Annotated in this window: 22 protein-coding genes; 4 read left to right on the top strand and 18 right to left on the bottom strand. The window is 58.7% G+C overall.

The window, feature by feature from the left end; translation table 11 throughout:
• Positions 1-32: 32 nt before the first annotated feature.
• The gene (gene rsgA, locus HHJ06_RS02560; protein ID WP_215427288.1) at positions 33-1,154 is read right to left on the bottom strand and encodes a ribosome small subunit-dependent GTPase A; all 1,122 of its coding nucleotides are present in this window, start codon (positions 1,152-1,154) and stop codon (positions 33-35) included.
• A gap of 110 nt (positions 1,155-1,264) precedes the next feature.
• A complete protein-coding gene (locus tag HHJ06_RS02555; protein ID WP_251841384.1) occupies positions 1,265-1,915 on the bottom strand; it encodes a phosphopantothenoylcysteine decarboxylase in 651 nt (216 codons plus the stop codon).
• Positions 1,916-1,985: 70 nt separating this feature from the next.
• Here HHJ06_RS02555 and HHJ06_RS02550 point away from each other — a divergent pair, with 70 nt between their 5' ends.
• Together HHJ06_RS02550 and HHJ06_RS02545 are read left to right on the top strand one after the other, a co-directional pair.
• On the top strand, positions 1,986-3,176 hold the full coding sequence (locus HHJ06_RS02550; RefSeq protein ID WP_215427285.1) for a cysteine desulfurase family protein: 1,191 nt from the start codon (positions 1,986-1,988) through the stop codon (positions 3,174-3,176).
• A 159-nt stretch (positions 3,177-3,335) separates the two neighbouring features.
• Positions 3,336-3,782, top strand: a complete 447-nt coding sequence (locus HHJ06_RS02545) for a GNAT family N-acetyltransferase (RefSeq protein WP_215427283.1) — start codon at positions 3,336-3,338, stop codon at positions 3,780-3,782.
• Between the two features lie 55 nt (positions 3,783-3,837).
• Here the strand turns inward: HHJ06_RS02545 and HHJ06_RS02540 are convergent, their stop codons facing one another.
• From HHJ06_RS02540 to HHJ06_RS02465, 16 genes are all read right to left on the bottom strand, one after another.
• Entirely contained in the window at positions 3,838-4,587 is a 750-nt protein-coding gene (locus HHJ06_RS02540; protein WP_102712004.1) for a DeoR/GlpR family DNA-binding transcription regulator, read from the bottom strand.
• A 215-nt stretch (positions 4,588-4,802) separates the two neighbouring features.
• The gene (locus tag HHJ06_RS02535; RefSeq protein WP_215427281.1) at positions 4,803-6,146 is read right to left on the bottom strand and encodes a PPK2 family polyphosphate kinase; all 1,344 of its coding nucleotides are present in this window, start codon (positions 6,144-6,146) and stop codon (positions 4,803-4,805) included.
• An 18-nt stretch (positions 6,147-6,164) separates the two neighbouring features.
• Positions 6,165-8,822, bottom strand: a complete 2,658-nt coding sequence (locus HHJ06_RS02530) for a tetratricopeptide repeat protein (RefSeq protein ID WP_215427279.1) — start codon at positions 8,820-8,822, stop codon at positions 6,165-6,167.
• Between the two features lie 7 nt (positions 8,823-8,829).
• Positions 8,830-9,873: a M23 family metallopeptidase gene (locus tag HHJ06_RS02525; protein WP_215427277.1), complete on the bottom strand. Its 1,044-nt coding sequence runs from the start codon at positions 9,871-9,873 to the stop codon at positions 8,830-8,832.
• Between the two features lie 21 nt (positions 9,874-9,894).
• Complete coding sequence (locus HHJ06_RS02520; RefSeq protein WP_215427275.1) at positions 9,895-10,479, bottom strand: hypothetical protein; 585 nt, start codon at positions 10,477-10,479, stop codon at positions 9,895-9,897.
• Positions 10,480-10,545: 66 nt separating this feature from the next.
• Positions 10,546-11,085: a flavoprotein gene (locus HHJ06_RS02515; protein WP_215427273.1), complete on the bottom strand. Its 540-nt coding sequence runs from the start codon at positions 11,083-11,085 to the stop codon at positions 10,546-10,548.
• 13 nt (positions 11,086-11,098) lie between these two features.
• On the bottom strand, positions 11,099-11,467 hold the full coding sequence (locus tag HHJ06_RS02510) for a hypothetical protein (protein ID WP_102711992.1): 369 nt from the start codon (positions 11,465-11,467) through the stop codon (positions 11,099-11,101).
• 113 nt (positions 11,468-11,580) lie between these two features.
• Entirely contained in the window at positions 11,581-12,390 is an 810-nt protein-coding gene (locus HHJ06_RS11895) for a PDZ domain-containing protein (RefSeq protein WP_215427272.1), read from the bottom strand.
• A gap of 72 nt (positions 12,391-12,462) precedes the next feature.
• Positions 12,463-12,984, bottom strand: a complete 522-nt coding sequence (locus HHJ06_RS02500; protein ID WP_215427270.1) for a hypothetical protein — start codon at positions 12,982-12,984, stop codon at positions 12,463-12,465.
• Between the two features lie 105 nt (positions 12,985-13,089).
• Complete coding sequence (locus tag HHJ06_RS02495; RefSeq protein ID WP_022396486.1) at positions 13,090-13,689, bottom strand: RNA polymerase sigma factor; 600 nt, start codon at positions 13,687-13,689, stop codon at positions 13,090-13,092.
• A 33-nt stretch (positions 13,690-13,722) separates the two neighbouring features.
• Complete coding sequence (locus tag HHJ06_RS02490; protein WP_215427268.1) at positions 13,723-15,642, bottom strand: amidophosphoribosyltransferase; 1,920 nt, start codon at positions 15,640-15,642, stop codon at positions 13,723-13,725.
• A gap of 66 nt (positions 15,643-15,708) precedes the next feature.
• Positions 15,709-16,710 (bottom strand): phosphoribosylformylglycinamidine cyclo-ligase, encoded by a 1,002-nt coding sequence (purM, locus tag HHJ06_RS02485; protein ID WP_215427266.1) that lies wholly within the window; start codon positions 16,708-16,710, stop codon positions 15,709-15,711.
• Positions 16,711-16,813: 103 nt separating this feature from the next.
• Entirely contained in the window at positions 16,814-17,275 is a 462-nt protein-coding gene (locus HHJ06_RS02480) for a DoxX family protein (RefSeq protein ID WP_215427264.1), read from the bottom strand.
• 237 nt (positions 17,276-17,512) lie between these two features.
• Complete coding sequence (locus HHJ06_RS02475) at positions 17,513-18,490, bottom strand: GDSL-type esterase/lipase family protein (protein WP_215427262.1); 978 nt, start codon at positions 18,488-18,490, stop codon at positions 17,513-17,515.
• A 21-nt stretch (positions 18,491-18,511) separates the two neighbouring features.
• Positions 18,512-20,050, bottom strand: a complete 1,539-nt coding sequence (locus tag HHJ06_RS02470) for a sialate O-acetylesterase (protein ID WP_215427260.1) — start codon at positions 20,048-20,050, stop codon at positions 18,512-18,514.
• Between the two features lie 12 nt (positions 20,051-20,062).
• Positions 20,063-20,866 carry a VC0807 family protein gene (locus HHJ06_RS02465; protein ID WP_215427258.1) on the bottom strand — a complete coding sequence of 268 codons (804 nt, stop codon included), beginning with the start codon at positions 20,864-20,866 and terminating at the stop codon, positions 20,063-20,065.
• Between the two features lie 195 nt (positions 20,867-21,061).
• On the opposite strand from HHJ06_RS02465, the gene HHJ06_RS02460 reads away from it, so the two are divergent.
• Both HHJ06_RS02460 and HHJ06_RS02455 read left to right on the top strand, forming a co-directional pair.
• On the top strand, positions 21,062-22,876 hold the full coding sequence (locus HHJ06_RS02460) for a DEAD/DEAH box helicase (RefSeq protein ID WP_215427256.1): 1,815 nt from the start codon (positions 21,062-21,064) through the stop codon (positions 22,874-22,876).
• 792 nt (positions 22,877-23,668) lie between these two features.
• Positions 23,669-25,828: a sulfatase-like hydrolase/transferase gene (locus HHJ06_RS02455; RefSeq protein ID WP_215427254.1), complete on the top strand. Its 2,160-nt coding sequence runs from the start codon at positions 23,669-23,671 to the stop codon at positions 25,826-25,828.
• The last annotated feature ends 5 nt before the right edge of the window (positions 25,829-25,833 follow it).

Here is a 25,833-nt window from a genome sequence, read left to right as displayed (position 1 = left end):
CCTGTGGTTTGACAAGTCAATTTGACTTGGAATCAGTCATGGCTGCGTTGGTTGGGCTTGTGGCGGCGTTCCAGGTCCACGCGGTCCTCGTAATTGCGGGCCTGCACCTTCCGGTCCCTCTTTCCGGCCCGTTCCACGTTCATCTGCCTCTTTTTCTGGCGTTTGGCCAGCCGGGCTATTTCATCTTCCAGATTCAGGAAATTGAGATACCGCTCCTTGTCCAGCCGCCCTTCATCCACGGCTTTCCGGATGGCGCAGCCGGAATCCGTGCCATGGCTGCAATCCGCGAATTTGCACTCATGGGCCAGCTCCGTCAGATCCGCAAAGCTTTCCCGGAGGGTGTGTTCATCCGTCCACATCTGGATTTCCCGGATGCCGGGATTGTCAATCAGCAGGCCGCCGTGCTTGAGCAGCACCAGTTCCCGCGCCACGGTGGTGTGGCGTCCCTTGCCGGTTACCTCGTTCACTTCCCCCGTCCAGAGCCATTCATCCCCCAGCAGGGTATTGACCAGCGTGGATTTCCCCACACCGGAGGAACCGACGATGGAGATGGTCTGCCCCTTGGAGAGGCATTTGCGGAATTCCTTGATTCCCTTGTTGTGCAGGGCGCTGATGCTGATGATGGTGCATTCCGGGGACAGCTCCCGGAGGGTCTGCATGGCTTCCTTCACTTCCTCCTTGGAAAAAAGGTCCGCCTTGTTAAGCAGGATGAGGGGGGTGGCGCCGCTGCGCCGGATGAGGGTAAAATAGCGCTCCATGCGCCTGGGGTTGAAATCCGTGCCGGGTTCCGTCACCACGGCCACAATGTCCACGTTTGTTCCCAGTACCTGTTCTGCGCTGCTTTTTCCCGGCGCTTTACGGGAAAAACAGGTCTGGCGGGGAAGAATGGCGCGTATGACGGCTTCATCTCCGGCTTCTCCCGGATCAATCGCCACCCAGTCTCCCACGGCGGGCAGTTCCGCATCCGTGGCCGCGTCATGCCAGAGTTTTCCGCTGACGACGGCATCCACGTCTTCCCCCCCGTCCAGCAGGGCGGTAAAATTGATTTTCGTTTCCCGGATGAGGCGTCCCGGAATCCAGCCGGGCTTGGCGACAGCGTTGAAAGCGCGTTGAAAGTGGTCGTTCCAGCCTAAATCCTGAAGAGTGACGGGCATGAAAGGTAAAGCTGCGGTTCTGGGGAGGGGGGTGAGGGCGTCCTGAGACGATTAGTGCTTTATCATGGAAAAAACTCCGGCACGGTTCAAGCACGGAACGGGTATGCCGGTCAGCATGACGCCCCTTTTTCCTGCGCAAGACGGGAGGCGCGTTCAATGATCCGGAGGGCGATCTGTGTTTTAGGAGCTTTTTCCAGCAGTTCCGTCCGGTCCGGATAGACGAGCATGACTTCATTTTCCGAGGAATCAAAGCCGATGTCGCTGCGGGAAACGTCGTTAGCTACAACCATGTCGCACCGTTTGCGTTCCAGCTTGCCGCGGGCGTAATCCTCCACGTCGTGGGTTTCCGCCGCAAAGCCTATCAGGACGCCGCTGAAGCCGAATTCCGTGCGCATGGAGCCCAGGATGTCTCCGGTGCGTTCCAGCTCCAGAACCATGCGTTCCCCCGTTTTCTTGATCTTGCGGTCCGGAACGAAGACGGGGCGGTAGTCCGCCACGGCGGCGCTGAGAATGGCGGCGTCCGCATAGGGCGCCTGGTTCTTCACGGCGTCATACATTTCCTGCGCGCTCTCCACCGGCAGGAAGTCCACGCCGTGCGGAATATCCAGGGAGGTGGGGCCGGAAACCAGCAGGACGCTGTGGCCTTCATGCACTGCCGCTTCCGCCAGGCAATACCCCATTTTCCCGGAGGAACGGTTGGTGAGGTATCTGACGGGGTCAATCGCTTCCCTGGTGGGGCCTGCCGTGATGAGAAAACGCATGGGCGGCATTATGCGAAATCACGGGTAAAAGTGAAGAGTGATGTTGTGCAGCCGGGCATAATGTTCCGGCTTGACTCCTTCCCGCGATTGGGGGAGTTATGAAGGCGTGATTTACTGGGACAACAACGCCACCACTCCGCTGGACCCGGAGGTTTACGCGGCCATGGAGCCGTTTTTAAAGGAACGGTTTTTTAACCCTTCCGCCGGTTACGGCTGCGCCAGGCTGGTGCGTGAGGCGGTGGAAGAGGCCCGTGCGGACGTGGCCGCCCTCCTGGGGGCGTTTCCCTCGGAAATCGTGTTCACCTCCGGCGGCACGGAGGCCACCAATGCGGCCTTCCGCCAGATGGCCGGGGAGCGGGGCCGGGGCATAGGCGTGCTTTCTACGGACCATGACGCTTCCCTGAAAACGGCTCTGGCGCTGGGCCATGGCCGTGTTTGCCCCGTAGACCGGGAAGGCCGCGCCGTTCCGGAGGAGTGGGAGGCCGTTTGCGCGGATGGTGCGGCCGGGGTCTCCTTTGCCTGGGCCAATAACGAAACGGGCGCATTGCAGGATGCGGCGGCCCTGTGCTCCGCAGCACGGCGGCATGCTGTTCCCGTGCATCTGGACATGGTGCAGTGCGTGGGGAAAATTCCCGTGAACCTGCACGGGATGGAGGTGGATTACGCCTCCGTCTCCGCTCACAAGTTTCATGGCCCCAAGGGGGCGGGCTGCCTGTACAGGCGTTCCGGCTCTCCGCTGGCTCCCTCCCTGTTTGGCGGGGGACAGGAGCACGGCGTAAGGTCGGGGACGGAGAATGTTCCGGGGATCATCGGCTTTGGCGCGGCGGCGCGCGTGGCGTTGCGGCATTTGGAGGCGGACGCCGGGCGTCTGGCCCGGATGCGGGATTCCTTTGAATCCCGCCTGAAGGCGGAGATTCCCGGCGTGACCGTGCACTCCGGCGGGATGGAGCGCATCCCGAATACCTCCAATCTGGCATTTGACGGCTGTACGGCGGAAGCGCTGATGCTCTTGCTGGAGCCTGCCGGGCTGCTCTGTTCCGCGGGGTCCGCCTGTCACACCCTCCAGCCCATGCCGTCCCACGTCCTGACGGCCATGGGGCTTTCTGACGCGGCGGTACGCTCCTCCCTGCGTTTTTCCCTGTCCTTCATGACCACGGAGGAGGAAGTGGCGCAGGCGGCGGCTCTGGTGGCCTCCGCCGTCCGGAAGGTGCGCGGCGTGCAGTCTTCCCGGACGGGCCCGGTGCTTGTTTACAAGCCGTAATGCGTACCTGTCTCCGGAAGGGGCGTTCGGCTGGAACGGGGGGCTCCGCATGGGCTCTTTTTCTGTCCGGAGACAGTATTTTCCTTCTTGAATCTGTAGGGTTCTTTTGTTAGCCTGTACAAACTGCGAAGGAATGTGCAGCGCACCTGTTTAAAATGTATGAAGATAGAACATTACCAGAGCAAGGATGAAACGGAGGTCCTGAATATTTGGATGAAAGCGTCCGAGCAAGCCCATGCTTTTGCAGGGGTGGGGTTCTGGTGCGGCCTGGTGGAGGAGATGAAACAGGTGTACCTGCCCAGGGCGCGCACGTGGGTATGCCGGGACGGAGGAGGCGTGGCCGGATTTGCCTGCCTGGTGGGGGAAGGGGAGCTGGCCGCCCTGTTTGTGGCTCCGGAGCGCCAGTGTGAGGGAATAGGCACGGCGCTGCTGGACTGGGTGAAAGAGCACAGCAAGGGAATGCTGACGGTGGGAGTATATGAGGAAAATCCCCGTGCCCGCGCGTTCTATGAACGCAGCGGCTTTGTGGAGATCGGCTCCAGGGATGATGAGCTGACAGGAAGCCGGGAGTACCGGATGGAATGGAAAAGAGAAAGTAATCAATAGAAACAAAAAAGGCGGAGGTTCCAGTGAACCTCCGCCCCGGTGAAGCAGATAAGCGTCAGGCAAGTTCCACCTTGACGCCGCTCTTCTCAATCTGGTCAGCCATTTCAGGAGAAAGGGCTTCATCAGTGATGAGCATGGAAATCTGGGAGGGCGCAACGGTATAGAATGCCGGGTTGTTCGCCACGCTGGTGGAAGGCGTAGCGATGATCACCTTGGCATCCGGAGGGATGACGCTCTTGATGAATTCGGATTGCAGCATGTTCTTGTATCCGGCTCCATGCTTGGGGGAGTAGCAGTCCGGCGTCAGCACGACCATGTCAATGCTCAGGGAACCGGCGGCCTTGGCGGCTTCCTGTCCCACATAGACCAGGGCTTCGCGGTCAAACCGTCCGCCTGTGCAGTAGAAGCTCAGGTTCGGAATGCCTTCAAGCCGGGTCAGCAGCGTGGGGTTGTTGGAAACCACATGCGTATCCCGGGAATTGATATGGTTGCAGATCTGGTAGCCCATGGTGCTGCTGTCAATGAACATGACCACGGAAGCGGGGATGTTCTGTACCGCTTTTTTTGCAATTCTTATGGAAACATCGTCCTGAGTGACTATGTCTTCATGGAGGGACTTATGGGTAAGCGCCAGGGCGCCGCCGTGGACACGCTTGAGAAAGCCGCGTTTTTCAAGGTTGATTAAATCATTGCGGACGGTTTCGTCCGTGACCTTCATCTGTTTGGCCAAGGCGATAGTTCTTGCGGCTCCATGCTCGGCCAGGGTTTTCAGAATGAACTCTTTACGTTGGGATGCTAAATACATTGCGTTCTGTTTTTCTATGTAGAATATTTACACATTCTATGTGTTAAGTCGTTTTCTAACAATTTTTCACTATATCAGTCAAGCGTTAGAAATTCTAAGTTTTGATTGTTATTGTGAATAATGCCGATTTTGTAATGATGGGACAATTGAATACCGAGAAATGTACAAAAATAATTTTATGATGCACAAACTAGTTATCGGTATGACAGAGTTTATCAATCGGGAATGGTGATGGAGGCCGGATCGAAGTTGGGAGTAGGGAACGTGAGCTGGAGATGGCGGAGTTTTTCCACCATCAGGCGGGCGACGACGAGGTTCCGGTACCATTTCCGGTCTGCCGGGATGATGTACCAGGGAGCGTCCGGAGTGGACGTTTTTTCAATGAGATCCTGGTAGGCCGTCTGGAATTCTTCCCAGCGGTTCCGGTCATCCAGGTCGTCCATGCAGAACTTCCAAAGTTTATCCGGGTCCTGGAGCCTGGATTCCAGTCTTCTTTTCTGTTCCGCCTTGGAGATATTCAGGAACAGTTTAATGATGACGGTGCCTTCTTCCGCGAGCATGGATTCAAAATCCAGAACGTGCTTGTAGCGGCGCTTCCAGACGGGGTCCGGAAAGATCTTTTTCACGCGCACGGCGATGATGTCTTCGTAATGGGAGCGGTTGAAGACGGCGATCTGCCCCTTGGACGGCACCTCCTTGTGCACGCGCCACAGGAAGTCATGGTCCAGTTCTTCCATGGTGGGTTTTTTGAACGGGACTACGTGCAGCCCCTGCGGGTCCACACGGGAAAAGACGTGCTTGACGCAGCCGTCCTTGCCGCCCGCGTCCATGGCCTGGAGGATAAGCAGGACCCTGTGCTTGTGCTGGGCAAAGAGTTTTTTCTGCAATTCCTGCAATTCCTCCCTCAGCTTGTCGAATTCGATCAGGGATTCCTCCTTGGTTCCGGAGAAGAGAGATTTGTCATCCGGGGAGTAATCCTTTAAACGCAGTTTTTTGCCCGGAGGCACCAGGTAACGGTTCATTGTATGCGAAGTTAATGTTGGAGAGGCGGTAGAGGCTGGGGAAGATGTTTTCACGGCGGAGGGTTTGGCTGACGGATCCAGGCCGAAGAATTGTTCAAGGGCGCCCTTGATGACTTTCCTTTTGAATTTGGGGAACATCTCCAGCTTGATATTCTGGAGCGGAATCCATTTCGTTTTGGAAAATTCAGGGCTGCGGTGCAGGTCCGTCTTGGGGCGGCGGGTCTTGCAGCGCACGAGGAAGTAGGTTTGTTCCTGGCCGACCCAGCGCGTGACTTTCCGGTTGCTGGACGGGTATTTGTAACGCAGTCCGGAGAGGCTGCTCACGATGGTGTAGTCAGAGGGGCGCAGGCCCACTTCCTCCCATACCTCCCTGGCCAGGGCGTGTTCAATACTTTCATTTTTAATGACGCCCCCCTGCGGGAAATGCCAGTATGGGTTGCGGCCGCTGTCCTTGCCCAGCAGTACGTAGCCGTCCGTGTCCATGATGATGGCGGCGGCGTTGATTCTCCAGGTTTTGTCTGTGGGGGGAGTGTCCATGGCGGGAGGGAAAGCGGCTTACCTGCCTGTTTGCTCCGGCGTTTCCGGCTTGACGGCTTCCGGGGCGTCTTTTTCCGGATCATCCTGCCAGATGAAGTGTTCCAACTGGATGCGGCGCGCATAAGCCGCCGCCTCCCTGGCCCGGGGGCCGGACGTCTGCGCCAGTTTTTTAGCCAGCGCCAGCGCGCCGTCCCAGTCCTGGAGCTGGCCCATCAGGCGGATGGAGGCGAAGCCGGCATTGTAGAACCAGTGCCAGTCCCGGCGTTTGTTGGCGGAGCTGCCGCTGGGCGTGTGGGCCAGGATGGAGGCGTAGTCATCCAGCGCCTTTTTCTGCTCGTTCATCCGTTCATGGAACTGGGCGCGCTGGGTAAGGGCCTTGAATTTCCAGGCCAGGCCCAGATTGGGGGTGTCCAGGATTTCCGTGCACAGGTTGATGGCCTTGCGGAGGGTGTCCGAGTTGGTGTCCTCCTTCGTCACCCATGCGTCCGCCTGGATGGAGAGGGCCAGCAGGCGCATGTACCGCGGGAGCGGAGTGGAAAGCAGGTTTTCCAGGGTGGCGATGCTCTGGTCCGCCTTTCCCATGCGCAGCAGGACGGAGGCTTCTTCTATTCTGGCCGGCTGGGCGAACGGGGTGTCCCCTTCCCCCAGGGTTTTGAAAATATTCAGGGCCGCTTGAAGCGTGTTCCCGGTATTGCTCTGCTGGGCGGCTTTCCCGGCCAGGAAAAGGGCGGCGGCTTGCAGAGGGCTGTCCGGGTACTTGGAGGGGAAGGGCTGGAGGACAAGCTGGGCTTCATGGAAGTCCCCGTTTTTATACAGGAGTTCCCCCAGCTTGAGATAAAGCAGGTCTGCCTGTTTGCCTTCCGCATCCAGGGAAATGGCCTGGCGGCAGGCCTGGATGGCGCTGGCCCATTCCTGCCGGTTTTCCGCTTCCAGGATTTTCAGCCGTGCAAGCTGCATGGTCTGGTCCGGCGTGAGCTGTTCCTTTTCCAGTAAGGGAAGAAGGGCCTGCACGGTTTCCAGGTCCGGAGGATTGAGGTTCAGGGCCACCTCCGCCTGGTCCAGCCGGGCCTGGGTTTTCAGGGCCGGATCTTCCGCCAGGGCCACGAAGCGGGCCAGCAGTTCGGGCGCCTGGGGAGCCATTCTTTTGGCGGCGTAATGGGCCTGTTCAAAGAGGATGTGCTCCCGGAGCCGTGCGGAGCCGGCGGCTTCCTTGGCCAGCGCGGCGGCCCCCGCGGCGTCATTGGCATTCAGCGCCGCCAGGTTTTCATTAAACAGGGCGTTCTCCGCCGTCTTTTCCGGGGCGCGGCGGGCCGCTTCATGGAACAGGCTCTGCGCGAGCTGGTAGTCCCCCTTGCGGAAGGCCAGGGTGCCCTGCTGGAAGACAAGGTCCGGGGCGGTGCCCGGATATTTGGAAATGAGGCGTTCCGCATCCTCCACGCGGTTATTGCCCAGCAGGGCCGTGATGGTATTCAGGCAAAGAGTCTGGACGGGAAGGCTCTGTGGGTATTTGGAAAGGCCATCCTCCGCAATCTTCACGGCTCCGGACAGGTCATCCTTTGCCAGAAGCAGGCTGCCCATGGCGTACATGGCGGCCGGCTGGCGCGCGGCGTCCCGCGCATTTACCCAGCCGGTGAGTTTTTCCAGCGCCTGGGGATTGGTGCGGAAGGTGCCCTCCTCCAGCAGTATATTGAAGGCGTCCATCAGCAGGGAGGATTCCGATTTGCCGCCAATGAACGCCAGCAGGCGCTCCTCCGCCGTTCCGGCCGTGTGCGGCGCTTCCTCTGCCTGGGGCTGGGCGCGCGTTTCCTCTTCCGCCTGCTCCGGGTTGTTTTTCTCCCGGGTGATTTCCGCCCTGGCAAGGGCCAGGCGCCCAAGGTCCCGGATTTTTTCCGGATACGCCTTGTTATCCATCACGGAGGCAAAGATCTTCATGGCTTGTTCCGGATTTCCCTGTTTGTCCGCCAGCTTGCCTTCCACCAGCTCTGCGTACGAACGCATGGGCAGGTCTTTAGCCGCGCTGCCTTCCATTCCCGCCTTTAGCTTTTCCAGAATGGCGGAGGCTTCCGGGTAGCGTTCCGTGTTCACCAGAGTATCCGCCAGCAGAACCTGCGCTGTCCGGGAAATGGCGGCCGAATCCGCCTGTCCCAGCCGGGAGAGGGCTTCCACCAGGAGCTGCCGGTCCTGAAGCTGGCGCGCCAGCTGGGCTTTCAACTGGAAACTGTAGATGAAAAGAGGATCGTCTTCCGGAATGGCGGAGAGCTTTTCCAGGGCCTTCGTGAAGGAGCCCTTGTTGAAGAGGCCCGTTGCCATCCAGTAGGCTTTCATGGGAGAATCCGGCAGTTCCTCCCAGGCTTTCAGCCCTTCTTCCGTTTTATTGGCGCGGATGAGCGCTTCCGCCAGGAAGGGGCGGATGATGGCTTTCTGGGCTTCCGGGAGGCTTTTGGAATTCAGGCATTCCTGAAAATGCTTGCTGGCCTCCAGGGGGAGGCGGTCTTCCAGGGCCTTCAGCCCCTGCTGGTATTTTTTATTTTTCAGGAGGGCCTGGCGTTCCGGTGAAAGGGCAGGCGCAGGGGGGGGAGTTGCCGCAGCTCCGGCGCCCGGGGACAGCAGGAAGACCGTGCAGGAGGCGAGGACGGCGTGAAGAAAACGGGAGGCGCTGGAAAAGGTTGGCATCATGTTAGGATTACGGTTCGGGCCCCATGAAGATGAGCCGGATGTAGCGTTTGCCGGAGGCGGTCAGCTTCGGCTCCTTGCTGGAACCGGAAACGCGGTTGCATGTCCTGTACAGTTGGGAGAACGGGTGCGGGACGGCCCGGATGACGGTGGGTTCCGTGCATGGCTGGCTGGAAGGCGTCACGGAAACGGGAACTCCCGTTCCCGTAAAGCTGATTTCCCAGGATTGGGGGTTGGCCGGGCCCGGTTTCAACATGAAGGGGTAGCGTGTGACAAGGTTGGGCGGGCTTCCCGTGGATGGTACGCGCACGATGTACTGGACGGGCAGGCTGGAGATGTGGCGGGAGAGGGAGAATTCCGCACCGTCCTTGCACTGGATGAGAACGGGGGCCGGATCAAACCCGGCCAGGTTGAGGCCATTGTAGGCGCCGTGGCGGTTGGGAGTGCCCAGTTTCAGGCTGGAATACCAGGTTTCAAAATCGTCCTGGAGCTTGAGGCAGAGTTCCAGATGCACATGGGCACGTGTTTTGTTCAGGCCCACCCCGGAGTATCCCAGCCTGCCGATGACGTTTCCCGTTCCTACCTGGTCCCCTTCCTTGCAGGAGACGGACGCCAGATGGGCGTACAGGCTGTAAAACGGGCCGTCCGCCGGACGGTGTTCAATGACCACGTAGCGGCCGTAATTGCTGTGCGTGGGGTTGGAGGAGGCGTGGACCACGGTTCCCCCGGCCACGGGGTGCACATCGTCCAGCGGTGTGCCGGAGGCATCCCGTTTGAGAGGCTTGATGTCAATGCCTTCATGGAATTTGACCGCCACGGGCCCGGCCTGGGTTCTGACGAGGGTCCGGGTGAAGCCGTAGGCTCCCGCCTGCCAGGGCTGTGATTTTACCCCTTCAAAGTTCCGGTCCACGTACATGTAAAAGTCCTGCGGGCGGTTGTCCAGCAGGGCCGTGTTTTCCGTGGGGAAGCGCACGACGGTATCCGCCATCAGGAATGGCATGCTCCAGGAGAGCAGGAGAATGCCGATCAGGAAAGGGAAGAACTTGCCGTGCATGCTCATACAGGGAGTGCTGGATCAGATCCGTCCCCGGCGGGTGCTGACCACGGTGCGGTCCTTATGTTCTTCAGGCTCCTTGACTTCCTTCTTTTCCTGCGTGGGGTCCTTGGCGGGAAGAAGGGGCTTGGTGACGGGGGCCAGCTTGTTGATGGGTTCCTCCCTCTTGGGGTCTGCCGGGGGGATGAATTCCGCCATGGCGGCCAGGTCCGCCGGGGAGAAGCCGCCCATGACGGCCAGCTTGCCGGAGGTAACGGGCTTGTTGTAAAGGCGCAGGGGCTGCATGGTGTGCCCGTTGACTACGGGAAGAATTTGCCTGCCCAGGTTCTGGGCCGTCATTCCCTCCACCCGGCTTTCAAGGCCCTTCTTGACGTTGACCACAATGCCGTAGGTATTGTCCTGCGCTGGGAAGGAATAATAGGATTCAATGTCTTTCTGGGAGATGAAAGGGGCCTTGCTGTAGTAATGCCCGTCATGCATGAAGGCGAATTTTTTGCTGTCCGTTGATCCCGTCTCCATGTGGAAGCTGACGGGGTATCTGTCCGGCCCGCAGGAACAGAGCATGAGAGTCCCAAGGAAGTAGAGGAGCATTTTCATAATGTCCATGATAGAAGATTTACTTCTCCCGGGGCAAACCAATAAACAGGCATGGAGGTAATTTTTGCGCAGCCGTTACGGCAGGAGGGAGAGCGTTTCTTGAACAATCCGGTCCACCGACATCAGTTTTCCCGCTCCTTCCGCGCCGCAGGCCAGAATGCCGGACTCACAGGGGCCCAGGATATGGTGGCCTTTCCGCTGCTTCAGGATGGCCGCATTCTGCTGCGTGGCCGTGTGTTCCCACATGTGGACGTTCATGGCCGGGCAGATGAGCACGGGAGCCTGGCAGGCCAGGTAAAGGGAACTGAGCATGTCCGGCGCGAAGCCGCGGGCGAAGTTGGCCATGGTGTTTGCCGTGGCGGGAGCCACCACCAGGAGGTCCGCCCGCTGGGCGAGCCGGATGTGGGGAGGAATCCAGTCTCCCTTTTCATCCTCAAAGGAGGAGAAAACAGGGTTGCGGGAGATGGTGTGCAGCGTGAGGGCCGTGACGAATTCCAGGGCCTTGGCCGTACAGACGCAGTGTACCTCATGCCCGGCTTTAACCAGGGCGGAAGCGATGTCCGCCGCCTTGTACGCGGCAATGGAGCCGGTGATGCCCAGGATGATGCAGGCCATGGGGTCGGAATGGTCAGGATTTGGAGGCGTTTTTGCCTTCGTCAATGAGTTTCCAGAAGTGTTTGGACTGGCTCAGGATTTCGTCTTCCCCCGCAGAAGGGGAAATGTTGGTGCGGAACAGGAAATCATTCAGGCTGTTGGCGTGCAGGACACGGTGGACGACTACCTTGCCCTCAATGACTTCAAAATAAATACGGTAGTCCCTGGCTACGTAACGGTAAAGAATTTTGCCGTCCTTTTCCATCTTGCCGAAGCGGGCGTCATCCAGGGTTTGCAGGGTGGATTCAGAAACCTGGAAGTCTCCGAGCAGGTCCAGTTGTTCCAGAGTGGGGATGCTGGATACTTCCGCAGCGCTGATTTTATTGAAGACGATTTGAAGCACGCCCTTTTTTAAGTGCGCCGGCGTCCGAGTTCAAGCCTGAAACAAGCCACGGACCGATTTTGAACCGGGCCGAGCGGGTTCCGCGGCATTTCTCCGGGAGGCGGGTTTCCGCATCACCGGGCATCCTGTGTGGGGATGATGCCCTTGCTTTTTACCACCTGGGTGCCGCGGATGACTTCAACAGTCAGGGGCTTGTCTCCCGTAAGGTAATAGGTGGCGTCCAGCATGTCGCCGTAGTTGCGGATGGGGGAGCCGTTGATGCTGATGAGGATGTCTCCGGTCTGGATGCCTCCCCGTGCCAGAGGGCCTCCGCTAATGAGGCCTTCAATGACGGGGGTGGAGGCATTGATGTCCAGAAGGCATCCCAGCCGCACCCTTTTGGCTTTCGGATGGTCCGCCAGGAAGGAGATGGCCTGGGCGGGCAGCAGGTGGCACGTTCCCCTGCGGGAAACTCCCAGCACGATGCCGACCAGGCGGTTTTCAGCGTCATAGCAGGGCTGGCCGATGGGCGGAGCCGCCAGCTTGGGGAATTGGGCGCGGACAAGGCGCAGCGGGAAGCTGGTATCTCCTATGGAGTGCTCCATGCCCACATAAATTCCCAGCGTGGGTTCATTACGGTTGCTGGTAAAGGCCAGCCGCGCGCCGCGCCTGAGAGTGCCGGCGGGCACCAGGATGGCGGGATCTCCGCTGATCCGGGCGGCGTCCACCTTGAAGATGGTCAGGCCCGTGAGTTTTTCCTGGGCCCATACCTGCAGGGGCGGGGTGTCCTTGTCGCCAAGATAGTAGGTCACCCCTCCGTTTTTAAAAACCCTGTACGGAATCAGGGAGGCGATCAGGTCTTTTCCGACCTGCGCCGCCATGGCAGTGTACGGCACTCCTTCCGCCTGCTGCGGAATGGCTTCTACCTTAAAAGGGGCAGGCACGGCCGCCGCTTGATAAATCAAGCCTGCAACGGCTATGCCCGCCAATATCGGAGCCAGGTTCATCATGGATTGTTACATCTCAATGAGAACGCGGGATACCGGTTTTTTATCGGTATTGGAATCAGGTTTCAGCTGATTGTCGTTGGCCGATGTTTCATGTGAAGACGCTCCGGTGGTGAACTCAGGTTGTCCGGCGGAGACGGCTTCGGTTGAAGGTTGTTCAATAATTTCGTTACTTACGGGAACGGCTTTTTCCTTCAAGAGAATCTCTTCCTTCTCCTTGATGGAGGAAGCATAAGAATCAGCAGGTTCGTCCATATTCCCGGATGCGATGATAACGCCCACCGCCGCCAATGTCACGATGGACATGGAAGCGTAGACCCACTGCCAACCACGAAAGTTCTGCAGATAGTTGTCCAGGCGTTCGAGTAGCAATTTCCAAGCAGAATGGGTAGCCGGATCGGTCTCCTTTCTTAAATGAAAATTACGGAGGAAATCTTCCTCAAAGTTGTCATGGTAACAGGCTTCCTTGCGAAAAGATGCCAGCATGGCGACCAGAGTTTCCTCATTATGTTCTGTGGATTTTTTATCCATCGTCGTTGATTTTAAGTGTAATAAAGGTTTGGGGCTTTAGTCCTAAACCTAGGACTATGCATTTTGACAGGGACCGGGGAACCGGTGTTCAATATTTTTTCACCGTTAACTCAGATATTCTGCCAGCAGTCCCTGCAGTTCTTTGTGGGCATAATGCAGACGTGATCTGAGCGTTCCTTCGGAGATACCCAGCAGGGCGGATATTTCCGTATGGTTGAGGCCCTTCACATCATGAAGGACAACGACTTCCCTGTGCTTGGTGGAAAGTTTCTTCAGAGCTTCATTGATCTTGAGCTGAAGTTCGTTCAAATGGGTGCGGCGTTCCGGGTCCGCCCCATCCGTTTCATCAGCCATGTTCATGTCCTTTTCCGTATGGTCGCCGTACTCGTCGTCGTCCAGGCTGTAGGTCATCCTGCGGTTTCTCTTTTTCAGGAAGTTCCTGGCATGGTTGACGGCGATGGAATGCAGCCAGGTGTAAAAGGCGCTTTGCCCGTTGAAATAGCGCAAGGCCCGGTAGGCTTTGGAAAACGCTTCCTGAGCGATGTCGTAAGCATCGTCATAGTTGTCCGTCATCTGGTATAAGGTGGCGTGGAGTTTGCGGCTGTGACGAATGACTAGTTCGTCAAAAGCACGCGAATCTCCTTCCCGCGCCCTGGCGACCAGTTCAGTGTCCTCCAGGGTCGTATATGCAATGGGTCCCGACATATTAGCAGCAGAATACCCAAAAATAGGTACCCGCTACAAGGGCAAATCGTATGCACGGCCCCCTTTACCCTCAAACCAGCGCATGTATGCCACATTAACTGTGGTATATCCGCCCGGAGTCGGGTAGTCCCCGGTGAAATACCAGTCACCGCACGGGCCTTCTATGGAGGCGTGCAGGTTTTCAATGGTCTGGAAAATGACTTCCACGGGGCACGGAGCGTCGTGCGGAGTGACCAGGCGCGTGATTTCACGGGAGATTTCCGCCTCCGTGAGGCCCTCGTAAATGGCCTTGACGCAGTTGCGGCGTTCTTCCCTGGGCTTGGTCAGTTCTTCCTTGCATGCTTTGTACACATCTTCCAGCAGCCGGGCCTGTCCGTGCTGCTTGAGCAGGGAAACCGCCGCCTGGAAGGCAATGAAGTTCCCCAGCTCGGACATGTCAATGCCGTAGCAGTCCGGGTACCGGATTTGTGGAGCGGTGGAGGCGACGACGATTTTCCGGGGGTTGGTGCGTCCCAGGATGCGGAGGATGGACCTTCTCAGCGTGGTGCCGCGGACGATGGAGTCATCTATGGCGACGAGCACGTCTTCCGGACCCACGGCTCCGTAGGTGAGGTCGTACACGTGGGAGACCAGTTGGGCGCGGCTCTTCTCCTGCGTGATGAAGGTGCGCATCTTGATGTCCTTGTGGGCGATTTTTTCACCGCGCGGCCACCGTTTCAGGATGGCGCTGTCCAGCATCTTTTCATCAAGGGTCCCGTTTCTCAGGGCGTCCAGAAGCTGGGCGTGCACGCGCTTGCGGCGATAGACGCGCAGGCCTTCCAGCAGGCCGTAGTAGGCGGTTTCCGCCGTGTTGGGGATGTAGGTGATGGCGGATTTGTCAAAGCGGTCTTCCAGGGAATCCACGATTTGCGGGGTCAGCGCTGCGCCCAGGGCCTTGCGCTCCCGGTACACGATGGGATCGTTCCCGCGGGAGAAGTAGATTTTTTCAAAGGAGCACGGCGTGGGCTTCAGCGGAGTGGTGAATTCCGTGATGTTATGCGTGCCGTCCGCCTTGATGGAGAGCATGTGGGCCGGAGGCAGTTCCTGCACCTGTTCGCTTTCCGCTTCAAAGACGGTCATCAGCGGAACGCGTTCGGAGGCCACGGCAATGTATTCATCCGTGATGAGGTAGTGGCAGGGGCGGATGCCGTGGGGGTCCCGCAGGCAGAAGTAGTCTCCGTTGCCGATGGCGCCCATGATGGCGTAGCCGCCATCCCACTGTTTGGCGGAGTTATGAATGATTTCCTGGACATTGAGCCGGGAGGAGATGGCGTGGGGGATTTCCGGTCCGGGCATGCCGCCGTCACGCAGGGCGCGGTAAAGGTCCGTGTGGGCTTCATCCAGATGGTAGCCTATTTCTTCAAGGACGGTCTGCGTGTCCGTGCCGAAGACGGGGTGCTGCCCGCGCTCAATCATGCGCTGGTTCAGCTCCGGCGTGTTGGTCATGTTGAAGTTCCCCAGCACCATGAGGGTGCGCGTCGGCCAGTTGGTGCGGCGCAGGTAGGGATGGCAGGAGCCTTCGTCAAAGAGGCCGGAGGTGCCGTAGCGGAGGTGGCCCATCAGGATTTCCCCGCCGTAGTCAAAGTTGTTCTTGATGTCTTCCGCGTCTTTCAGGTTGACCTGGCCACGGCGGACTTTTTTGTTGAGCTTCTTGATTTGCCCGTTGAAGATGGTAGTCAGGGCGTCCTTGCTGGCGTCCCTGGTGCGGAACAGGTAGGGCTGCCCCAGGGGCATGTTCAGTTTAACGCAGCCGATGCCCGCGCCGTCCTGCCCGCGGTTGTACTGCTTTTCCATCAGGATGAGCAGCTTGTTGAACGCCCAGAGGGTGGAGCCGTATTTATCCTGAAAATAAGAGAGAGGCTTAAGCAGACGAATGGCGGCTACGCCGCACTCGTGTTTAAGAAAATCGCTCATGGGATTGTGATGAAAAGATTGTCCTGTGAAGTGTGGTGTATCCGCTGCAAGGAAATGGCTTCGTCTCTATTCGCCCTGTACCTTGACATGAATGCCGCGGCCTTCTCTCAGCGTGCCGATGACCGTGCCGCCGGGGCCTGCCTTCAACGCGGCTTCCACGTCCTCCGGCTTCACGATGGCTACCCAGCCGATGCCCATGTTGAAAGTGTTGAAGCGGTCCTGGGGGTCCGCGTGCTTCAGGATTTTCTGGGCTGCGGGGTTATCCCAGAAGGGGATGGTGAGGTCCGCGCCGTAGTCGCCCAGGAAACGTTCCAGGTTTTCCGGAAGGCCGCCCCCGGTGATGTGGGCGTAGGCCTTGGGGATGACGTTGGAGCTGCGCATGTCCGCCACCACGTCATGGTACAGGCGGGTGGGCTGCAACAGGGAACGGAGTTCTTCTTCATCCACCACGTCCGGGTTTTCCTCCAGAATGCGGCGGATGAGGCTCCAGCCGTTGGCATGGAAGCTGTCGGATTTGTAGCCGATGAATACGTCCCCGGGCCGGACGGTCTTGGGATCAATCAGCTTGCTTTTTTCACAGCAGCCGATGCAGAAACCGGAAAGCTCCACGATGGATTCCGGAACCACGCCGGGCATTTCAGCCGTTTCCCCGCCTGCCAGAATGCAGTTGCAGGATTCCAGATAGTCGCACATGCCGGCCACCAGGCGGGTGATGCGGGTGCGTTCCTGTTCCAGATTGGAGATGCCCAGGTAGTCCAGGAAGAGGAGGGGATCCCCGCCCGTGGTAAGGATGTCGTTGACGTTCATGGCCACCAGGTCCTTGCCGGCGGTTTCCACCATGTCCAGTTCAAACAGGATTTCCGTCTTGGTGCCTACGCCGTCGCATCCGGTGACGATAACCGGTTCCTTGTAGGAGCTGAGATCATAGGCGGCGGCAAAAAGACCGAAGGCCTGGTGCAGGGAGCGCTGCTTTTGCGTTCTTTTAACGTGAGAGCTGATGTCGGATACGAAAGCGGCTGCTTCTTTGGTATCGACCCCCGATTGCTTGTAGGTTAATTTGCCGGACATTGAACGGATGGACTGGGTGTGCCAGCATCCTAGAGGAAGGCTCCTGCCGCGGCGAGTGAAAAAAGAAGTATTTTTGCCATAGGCCGGGCGGGAGGAGGCCTTTTTATTCCACTTCTATTTTGCAGTCGCGCCAGAGCCACCAGGCATCCAGGGAGAATTTGCCCGGGCCCGTATAGAAGAGGGTCAGGTAAATCAGCAGGTAGATGGACGCGAGTTCCTGGGCGCCCCAGCCGGAGAGGCCCAGGACGAGGAAGAGCGCCACGCACATGTTAATGATCAGGATGAGGGCGGCCAGGCGGGTGAAGAGGCCCAGGAAGATCAGGATGGAGCATCCGAATTCCGCGCCCACGCACAGGAGCAGGGACAGGAAGTTACCTATTCCGAGGGGGTCCTGGAAAGCTGCCCAGTTTCCGCTGATGAGCATGCTCAGCTTGGGAATGCCGTGCACAAGCATCATTGCGCCTACGCCCAGGCGCAGCAGCAGGACGCCGAAGTCCATGCTGGTATTGGTGGCGAAAGAGCCAAGCAGGCAGCATGCGGGTGATTTGCATTTATTCTGTTCCATGCACTGTAGACCGTTCATGCGTCGGAATTGCTCAAATAAAATGGGATGAACTGGAATATCCGGGATGAAGGGGGCTGGACGGTCCGGCGAATACGCCGTCTGAAGGGAAGCGGCAGGCTTTCCGGAGTCCCGTAGCCGGCTGTCTGCCGCCGCCGTCCAGGGTGGGAAAAGGAGAGGAAATTTCCAATGGAAGATGTTGAAAGCTAATATCTTCAATTGGAAAATCCAAAAACCGCGCTAACGGTTCCTTGGGGGAATCAGGCGGAAGGCGGCGGGGGATTTGGCGGATTTGATCTCCAGGGGCTTGGTCGGGTCCTTTTGGGTTTCCGCGCCGATGGTGATGATAAGCCGGTCCCCGGGATGAATGACGGTGGCGTTTTCAAAGACGAGCGTGCTGGACCCGTCCGTCAGCTTCCAGCCGTCCAGCAGGATGCCGGATTCTCCCGTGTTGTTGATAATCACGTTTCCGGTGCCCGGTTCCAGCTTGGGAGCAGGCTGCTTGAGCTTCATGCTTTTTGCCAGCTTGGCGAAGGTAATTTCCGCAATACGGCGGGCTCCCGGTTCCGTGGGATGCAGGCCGTCCACATACCATTCCGGATGATCGGAGAGGGGATGAAGCGCGTCAAAAAGGCCTGCCTTGTGCTTGCGCGCCACGGTGGCGATCAGCTTTTCCGCTTCCGGGCGGTTGGCCGCGGAGCCGTTGTCGGAGCCCGAGTACTTGCGCACGTCCGGGTAGCAGTTGCCGGGGAATGCCTTTTTGTTCAGCGGGCCGCGGTAGTCGGGGCCCAGCAGGCCCCAGGCGAAGAACCGGGCCTTGGGGCTGGCGGATTTCCAGGCGGTGAACAGGTCGTCATAACCCTTTAAGAACAGCTTGGGGTCCCACCAGCGGCCCGTATCATTGATGCCCAGGTTGCAGATGTAAACGTCTGCCTTGAAGTCCAGGGATTGCTTGAATTCCTTGGTGCTGCCGTACCAGCGGCCTACCTGGCCCGGATAGTCTCCGGCCGTTTTTCCGGGATTGCCGAAGCCCCTGACGTCAAAGTCCGGACCCATCAGCGTGGCAAGCACCTGGGGATAGCGGGCATCCCCGGGTTTGAGCCCGGAGCCGAAGGTGATGCTGTCCCCCACGCAGGCTATTTTAGCGGGGGCGGCCTGGGCCGCCATGCCCAGGGATAGGGTTGCGGCCAGGGAAGCGAAGAGAAGACGAAGGTTCATGGAATGGTGGAGTGGTGAGAGTTATTTTTTAGGAGCGGGCGCATCCGTCCGGAAGGGCCGGGCCGGGAGCTGGTCTCCGTTGACCAGGTTGGGGATCACGAAGCGGTTCCAGCAGTACCGCGCGTTCTTGGGGGATTTGACCTCCGGGGAGGAGAGGCGGATGACGGCGGTGCTCCCTTTTTTGTTCACGATTTCCGCTGTGGCGGGATGGTAAACCCCGTCCGCTCCGGCAATTTCAAACTGGGCCGGTTCCTTGCCGTCCGTCGTGGCCAGTCCGGCGGCATGCTCCATCTGGACCAGGAGGCCGGAGCCGGAGGGCTTGAAGGCCTTGAAGGCGGGGCCTTCACAGGGAACCTTCTTGCCATAGACCTTGTTCAGGGCGGTATTGCCCGCCCGTTCCCCCACGGGACGCTTGAACGGCGGGTGCACGTTGGAGTTCGTGGAGCCCAGGTCAATCGTATTGACGCTGTAGGCATGGGGGACGGTTTTTGCCGTCATGTCCTGCATTTCACGGAATTCGGGCCAGCCTTCCCGGATTTTGGAAGGATCGTTGATGCGGGGGAGCTGAATCATTACGAACGGCATGTCCGGATTCCGGAAGACTTTCCTCCAGGAGGCGATCATGGTTTTCAGCTGCATTCCGTTCTGTTCATTGTTAATAATCTCCGCGTCGGATTCCCCCTGGTACCAGAGGACGCCCGTGATGGGGAGGTCCGTCATCCACGCGATGCCGGATTCATACAGGAACGCCGGTTTGTAGGGGTGGTCGGGGGAACCCTGGTTCAGCCGAGGGGAGATATTCTTTTTGGCGCGGCCCCTCACCCAGTCGGAAATGAGGGGGGAATCCAGCCAGCGGTTGCCGCGCAGGGAGCTGAAGCTCTTGTTGGTGTTGATGACCTGCTGGGGTATCCACGCCGCTATTTCCGAACCGCCGAGCGAGGAGTGGATGATGCCCACGGGCATGTCCAGGCCTTCCCGGAGCTTCTTGCCGAAGTAGTAGCCTACCGCCGTCATAGGGCCGGAGGTGGAAGGGGTGCTGACCTGCCACTGCCCCTTGTAGAAATTATCCGTAGTGACGGAGGTGAAGTCCTTGTCCGAATAGGGGGCGTTGTTGGTGTGGGCCTGGGGAACGTTGTTGAGCAGGCGCAGCTGTTCATCCCCGGAGGCCGCTATGTCCTCCCTCGCGGTATTGGTCTGGTTCAGGCGGAACAGCATGTTGGATTGTCCGGAGGCCAGCCACACCTCACCCACCAGAACATCTTCCAGCTTGGAGGAATCTCCATTCTGGGTAGCCGTCAGCGTCTGTCCCGTGCCGTTGGGCTGCATGGGGGGGAGCATGACGCGCCACTTGCCCCTGGCGTCTGCCCTGGTGTTCAGGGTAGAGCTTCCGAAGGTGACGGATACCTCCTTGTTGGGGTCCGCCGTTCCGGAGACGGGCACGTTTTTCCCGTGGGGAAGGACCATGTGGGAACCGTAAATTCGGTCGAATTGGGGAGCCGCCGCCCAGGCTGCGTTCAGGGCGACTGCGGCAATCAGGATGAATGGAGTATGGAGTTGCATGGTTTGAGCGGATTATCTGAGAAGGAGTTCATCCCGGGTGAGTCCGGTGAGCTGGCCGAGGCGTTTGATCAGGCGCAGCATGATGAAGACCAGGGCTGCCAGGATGGGGACACCGATGATCAGGAAGCCCCACCAGGTGATGCTGCCGATGGCTACGTTGTAAGCCACCTGCTGTTCCGCCTCCGGCTGGCGCATGACGGAAGACATGAAGGAGAGGCTCAGGAAAAAGTTGCCGATGGAAGAGGCCACGAGCGTGCCCGCCAGCACCCAGGACGAGCTGGCCAGCAGCTGCTGGTAGGCCTGCTCCGCGTCATTGGCAGCCACCTTCTGCTCTATTCTGGATACGTCAAACAGCTCCGGCGTGTAAATGAACATGTTGAGCAGGGGGGAGCCCGTGGAACGGGAGACGATGACCGCGGCGGCCAGGATGAGGGGGATGAGGGCTTCCTTTCCGGCGAACAGCCAGGGCGTGGCGCTGTGGATGCGGCCTTCCGGTCCGATGACGAAGATGCTGATGACGCCGGTAAGCAGCACGCCGGCCATGCCCACGCCGGACATCAGGTCGAATTTCCGGGTGACGATCAGGGTGCGGACTCCGTAGACAAGAGGCAGGGAAAGAGCGATGACGAGCGCCCATACGGGCCCGAGGTGCCAGAAGCTTTCCCCTTCCGGGCGTTCCAGGGGATTGGCCGGACCCGCGCTGCAATAGTCCAGAATCAATACCGGCAGGAGGATGTTGATGAAAATTCCCAGGAATGAGGAACGTGAGGTGTTTGGCTTCTTGTCCATGAATTTGGAGGCAGGTACTTGTATCATACGCGGATATGCCACCGCAAGTTGCAACCCCGTGTGTGAATGTAAAGACCAGAAGCAGGAGAGAGGCGTTTTTTTCTCCGCCGGCAAGCCCTGTGGAAATCGTGGCATCCCACGGTATCTTCCGTTCTTTTGGCTGGACACAGGTGTGAATAATGTTCAGCTTCTCCCGTGACTTTGACAGATCATTTTTCCCCCATGACTCAAACATCTTCTTTTTCGACCCTTGGCATTTCGCCGGAGATTCTGGAAGCCGTTGAAGTGCTCGGCTTCGATACTCCTTCCGCCATTCAGGAACAGGCGATTCCCGCCGCCATCGGAGGGTCGGATATCGTTGGTCTGTCCCATACGGGTTCCGGCAAGACCCTTGCCTTTGCCATCCCGGCCCTGGAATGCATTGATCCGGATGAACGCAGCGTCCAGGTGCTGGCCCTGTGCCCCACGCGGGAACTGGCCGTCCAGATTTGCCGGGAGGTGGACAAGCTGGCCCTGTTCATGGACGGCGTTTCCGCGGTACCCATTTACGGAGGCTCCTCCTTCCGCCCCCAGCTTGACGCCCTGCGCCGCGGCGTGCAGTTCGTGGTGGGGACGCCCGGACGCGTCATGGACCTGATGGAATCCGGAGCACTGAAGCTGGACAATCTCCGCATGCTGATTCTGGATGAAGCGGACGAGATGCTGGATATGGGGTTCCTGGAGGATATTGAGCGCATTGCGGAGTCCATGCCTGAAACGAAGCAGACCCTGTTTTTCTCCGCCACCATGTCCCCGGAAATCAACCGCCTGGTGAGCCGGTTCATGAAGGATCCCGTCCAGATCACCATTGAGCGGCCTACGCTGACGGTGCCCACCATTGAACAGTCTTATTACGAGGTGTTGTTCTCTTCCCGGATTGAGGTGCTCAGCCGGCTGCTGGACACCGGAAAAATCAAGATGGGCCTGGTATTCGCCAACACCAAGAAAGTGGTGGATGACGTTGTGGACGGCCTGACGGCCCGGGGCTATCCCGTGGACCGCCTTCACGGGGATATGCCGCAAATCATGCGGGAACGCGTGATGGATTCCTTCCGCAAGGGAAGCCTGCGCCTGCTGGTAGCCACGGATATTGCCGCCCGCGGCCTGGACGTGGATGATGTGGATGCCGTGGTTAACTTTGAACTGCCCCGTGATCCGGAGGATTACGTGCACCGCATCGGACGCACGGCGCGCGCCGGGCGCAAGGGGAAGGCCATCACCTTTGTAGGCCGCCGTGATTTTTCCCTGATGAGCCGCATTGAACGCTTCATCGGCGTCAAGCTGACTCCGGAACCCGTGCTGACCGCCGTGCAGGTGGATCAGCTCCGGACGGAATCCCTGGTGGATGACATTCTGGAACGCCTCAAGCCGGATGCCGTGCTGCCGGAAGAACTGAAGGACGTGGAGGCTGCCCCGGAATCTCTGGCTGCCGCCCTGTTTGATTTGCTCCGGGAGCGCACCCACCGGGAAGTGCAGCCCATTCCGGAAGACAAGCCGGCCCGCAAATCCCGCCATGTGGCCCAGCCCGGAGAAGAAACGGAAAGCCCGCAGAAGGGGGATTCCTGGCAGCATAACGGTGATACGGTCACGCTGTTCATGAACGGTGGCCGGATGATCGGCCTGAGGCCCAAGGACATCGCCGGACTATTCTACAATACGGTGGAAATGGAGAAGGGCGCCGTAGGGGACATCAGGATTTTCCCCAAGCATTCTCTCATTGAAGTGGACGCTTCCGTGGCCCCCCAGCTTCTGGAAGCCCTGGCTAACGCCACTGTCTGCGGGTATGAGGTCAATGTGCGCGAGGACAAGGGCACGCCGGAATATTCCGACGGACCGCGTCCGCCCCGTCGCAGCGGAGGATTCCGCGGCGGTTACCGTGGAGACCGGGACCGCGGCGATCGCGGAGGATTCAGAGGCAGCCGCGGGGGATTCCGCAGTGACCGCGGTGAGCGCTGGGGCGACCGTCCCCGCAGGGACGACAGGAAGAAGCGGTTCTGACGTTTCTGCGGTTCGGGACACGTTGTTTGCGTTGCCCCGGAAACGGCTCTTGCCATGGGAGCAACTGCTTTATTGAAGTTTTAGCTCCATGGAAATGGGCTTCAGATTCAGGATGATGCCTTTCCGGTAGGCGGCTCCCGCTTCCTCGCCGCCATTTTTGTACTGTTTCCGCAATGTATCCCGGTTGTCTGGGCTGGAGTGCGTAAGGGAGCAGCGTGGCATTTTTGTGGCGTGTGTGGTTCCGAAGGCTTGGTAAATGACGCCGGAGGGCGTTGCCAGCACGCATAAAGTAGCTTTTTCCGGCAGTTCGCCGGACTACTTGACAGGGAGTTCTTCCGGTTTGGCGGTTCCGTGGGCTGTGATATTAAAGGGGGAAAATACGTCGGCGGGAGACAGTCTGCCGAGTATTCCTGCCCCCGCCAGGATAAAGCAGGATTGTGCCGCCTTTTTAAATAAATCAGAGGCGAGCAGGCGTTCCGGCACGCCGTATGCGTCAGGATTCCATGCGCTCTCCTTGTAAATGATGAACAGATTTTTGTTCTCTTTTCAGCTTATGCGGCGGCTTTTTTCAGGTCTGTCATCTGGACGTCCAGCCCGTAAAGCGTGCCTGACGGGAGGAGCAGGGCACATGCAATCAATAGAATATGGGGCAGTTCTATAGTTTCTTCACTATAGGTCTGACGAATCAGTCGTCAATTTCCGTTCCGTTTAATTCTCTTGAGAGATGGGAAAATTCATGTAAGATCACGCTCTGTTTTAACGTTCTCTTTAAAGTTTATTTTCACCTGAATCATGAAATTGGTATCTTTCCTATCCGTTCTTCTGACTGTCCTGGTTCCGTGCATGAGCGCTTCCGGGCAGGCTGCGAAGCCCGCTGCCAGTGCCGTCAAGAATTCAAAGCCCAATGTTATTTTCATTCTGGTGGACGACATGGGCTGGGGGGACCTGGATGCCAACTGGAGCCAGCAGAAGCTGAACGGACGGACGGTGGACAGGAAGAATGAGTTCAAGACTCCGGCCCTGTCCGCCATGGCCCGGGAGGGGATTCAGCTGCGCCGGCATTATTCCGCCGCTCCGGTCTGCGCTCCGGCGCGCGCCTCCCTGCTGCTGGGGGTGCACCAGGGGCATTCCCGCGTGGTGAGGAACAACCGCTTTGACTATCCCATTGAAGATTCCCATACGCTGGGCACCATAATGCGGGATGCCGGTTATGATACCGCCGCCATCGGCAAGTGGGGCGTGGGCGGCGGCGGGGAAAGCCATGGCCCGGTGACGGGCGGCCCCCACCAGCGCGGCTTCAATTACTTTTACGGAATCCTGGACCATCTGGCCGGGCATTTCCATTACCCTTCCGAATCCCGCAATATTTTCGAATACAACGGTTACGCCCCCAATCCCGAATGGAAGAATATCAAGGACCAGGTTCCGCAGACGGCCTATTCCACGGATTTGTTTGCCGCCCGCGCCAAGCAGTGGATTGTGGACCAGCGCAAGTCCGCCCGCAAGACCGGCAAGCCGTTTTTCCTGTACCTGGCTTTTCCGGCCCCTCATGGCAACCTGGTGGTTCCGGGAACGCCCTATCCTGCCGGAGGCGGTTTGAAGGGAGGCCTGCAATGGGTGAAGAAGAACGGAACGGAGTCCGTAAATACTGCTTTTGACGCCAAGGCTGAAAAAGACAAAGATACCTACATTCATCCGGACAATGCCCGTTTCCCCAATGACGTGGCCAAGCGGCATTCCACGATGATCCGCCGCGTGGATGACGCTGTGGCGGATTTGATTCATTTGCTGAAGGATTTAAAGATCGACAATGATACGATGATTGTCTTTACATCCGACAATGGCCCCCACAATGAAGGAGGCGCCGATCCCAAGCACAGGCATGGAGCGCAGAATCCGCAGTTTTTCAAGAGTTACGGCATGATGGACGGCATCAAGCGCGACTGCTGGGAAGGCGGCATGCGCGTTCCCACGCTGGTACGCTGGCCCGCCCGCATTCCCAAGGGGCAGATCAGCCTGCACCCCGGCCAGTTCCATGACTGGCTGGCTACGCTGGCGGATGCCGCCGGAGTGCCGGTTCCCGCCCGCAGCGACGGCGTTTCCCTGCTGCCGACGCTGACAGGCCATGCGGACCAGCAGAAGCCGGGAGTTATTTACTCAGAATACAATGTTGCCGGCAAGACGCCTGGCTACAAGGATTTCCTGGGAGAACACAAGGGCGCGGAGCGGGGCCAGCAGCAGATTGTCTTTGTGGACGGTCTGAAAGGCTTGCGCATGGGCGTGAAGGATGCGGACAAGGATTTCATGATTTTTGATACCCTGAATGACCCGCAGGAGAGCAAGGACCTTGCTTCCTCCAAGCCGGAGCTCCAGGCCCGCATGAAGGCCGCCGCCCTGTCCAACCGCCGTGCCTTCCTTCCTGCCAAGACGGTGTTTGATACGGAACTGGTCCCGGCAGTGGAGGTGACGGGGGCTGCCTCCCCCGGCTTGAAGTGGTCCGTTTATGAAGGTGAGTTCCCGTGGGTTCCGGATTTCCGCCAGCTGAAGAAGCAGCCTGCCGCGCACGGCGTGGTTCCGTCACCGTCCGTCAAGATGAATGGTCCCCGGAAGCGTGGGGTGGAACTGACCGGGTATGTAAAAATTCCGGCTGACGGAGAGTATACTTTTTACCTGTCCACGGACGCGAACAAGGGGAGCAAGGCGTTTGTCCGCCTGCACGGAATGGAACTGATTGACGCGGACAAGACTTACGAGCCGGGCACCGAAATTTCTTCCGATTTGGGCGACCGGAAGAATCCCGTTTATTTGAAGGCCGGGCTGCATCCCATCCGCATCAGCTACGTGGGTAATGCCGGTCCCGCCTCCAGGCTGGTCTTGAAGTGGGAAGGCCCCGGCCTGCCCAAGCAGGAGATTCCCGCGTCCGCGTTCAGCCATGACGGAGCGGCCAAGTAAGAGCC

The sequence above is a fragment of the Akkermansia muciniphila genome (assembly GCF_018709685.1).
GTDB classification, from domain to species: domain Bacteria; phylum Verrucomicrobiota; class Verrucomicrobiia; order Verrucomicrobiales; family Akkermansiaceae; genus Akkermansia; species Akkermansia muciniphila_E.
The sequence above is the reverse complement of the archived record's forward strand: the minus strand, read 5'-3'. Positions and strand labels throughout refer to the sequence as shown.

Coding starts and splice junctions, on each gene's coding strand:
- HHJ06_RS02480 (WP_215427264.1), bottom strand. CDS start 17,275: ATGGAACAGAATAAATGCAAATCACCCGCATGCTGCCTGCTTGGCTCT.
- purM (WP_215427266.1), bottom strand. CDS start 16,710: ATGTCCGGCAAATTAACCTACAAGCAATCGGGGGTCGATACCAAAGAA.
- HHJ06_RS02535 (WP_215427281.1), bottom strand. CDS start 6,146: ATGGACACTCCCCCCACAGACAAAACCTGGAGAATCAACGCCGCCGCC.
- HHJ06_RS02525 (WP_215427277.1), bottom strand. CDS start 9,873: ATGCACGGCAAGTTCTTCCCTTTCCTGATCGGCATTCTCCTGCTCTCC.
- HHJ06_RS02475 (WP_215427262.1), bottom strand. CDS start 18,490: ATGAACCTTCGTCTTCTCTTCGCTTCCCTGGCCGCAACCCTATCCCTG.
- HHJ06_RS02520 (WP_215427275.1), bottom strand. CDS start 10,479: ATGGACATTATGAAAATGCTCCTCTACTTCCTTGGGACTCTCATGCTC.
- HHJ06_RS02455 (WP_215427254.1), top strand. CDS start 23,669: ATGAAATTGGTATCTTTCCTATCCGTTCTTCTGACTGTCCTGGTTCCG.
- HHJ06_RS02470 (WP_215427260.1), bottom strand. CDS start 20,050: ATGCAACTCCATACTCCATTCATCCTGATTGCCGCAGTCGCCCTGAAC.
- HHJ06_RS02555 (WP_251841384.1), bottom strand. CDS start 1,915: ATGCGTTTTCTCATCACGGCAGGCCCCACCAGGGAAGCGATTGACCCC.
- HHJ06_RS02515 (WP_215427273.1), bottom strand. CDS start 11,085: ATGGCCTGCATCATCCTGGGCATCACCGGCTCCATTGCCGCGTACAAG.
- HHJ06_RS02540 (WP_102712004.1), bottom strand. CDS start 4,587: ATGTATTTAGCATCCCAACGTAAAGAGTTCATTCTGAAAACCCTGGCC.
- HHJ06_RS02530 (WP_215427279.1), bottom strand. CDS start 8,822: ATGATGCCAACCTTTTCCAGCGCCTCCCGTTTTCTTCACGCCGTCCTC.
- HHJ06_RS02465 (WP_215427258.1), bottom strand. CDS start 20,866: ATGATACAAGTACCTGCCTCCAAATTCATGGACAAGAAGCCAAACACC.
- HHJ06_RS02460 (WP_215427256.1), top strand. CDS start 21,062: ATGACTCAAACATCTTCTTTTTCGACCCTTGGCATTTCGCCGGAGATT.
- rsgA (WP_215427288.1), bottom strand. CDS start 1,154: ATGCCCGTCACTCTTCAGGATTTAGGCTGGAACGACCACTTTCAACGC.
- HHJ06_RS02500 (WP_215427270.1), bottom strand. CDS start 12,984: ATGGATAAAAAATCCACAGAACATAATGAGGAAACTCTGGTCGCCATG.
- HHJ06_RS02490 (WP_215427268.1), bottom strand. CDS start 15,642: ATGAGCGATTTTCTTAAACACGAGTGCGGCGTAGCCGCCATTCGTCTG.
- HHJ06_RS02545 (WP_215427283.1), top strand. CDS start 3,336: ATGAAGATAGAACATTACCAGAGCAAGGATGAAACGGAGGTCCTGAAT.
- HHJ06_RS02495 (WP_022396486.1), bottom strand. CDS start 13,689: ATGTCGGGACCCATTGCATATACGACCCTGGAGGACACTGAACTGGTC.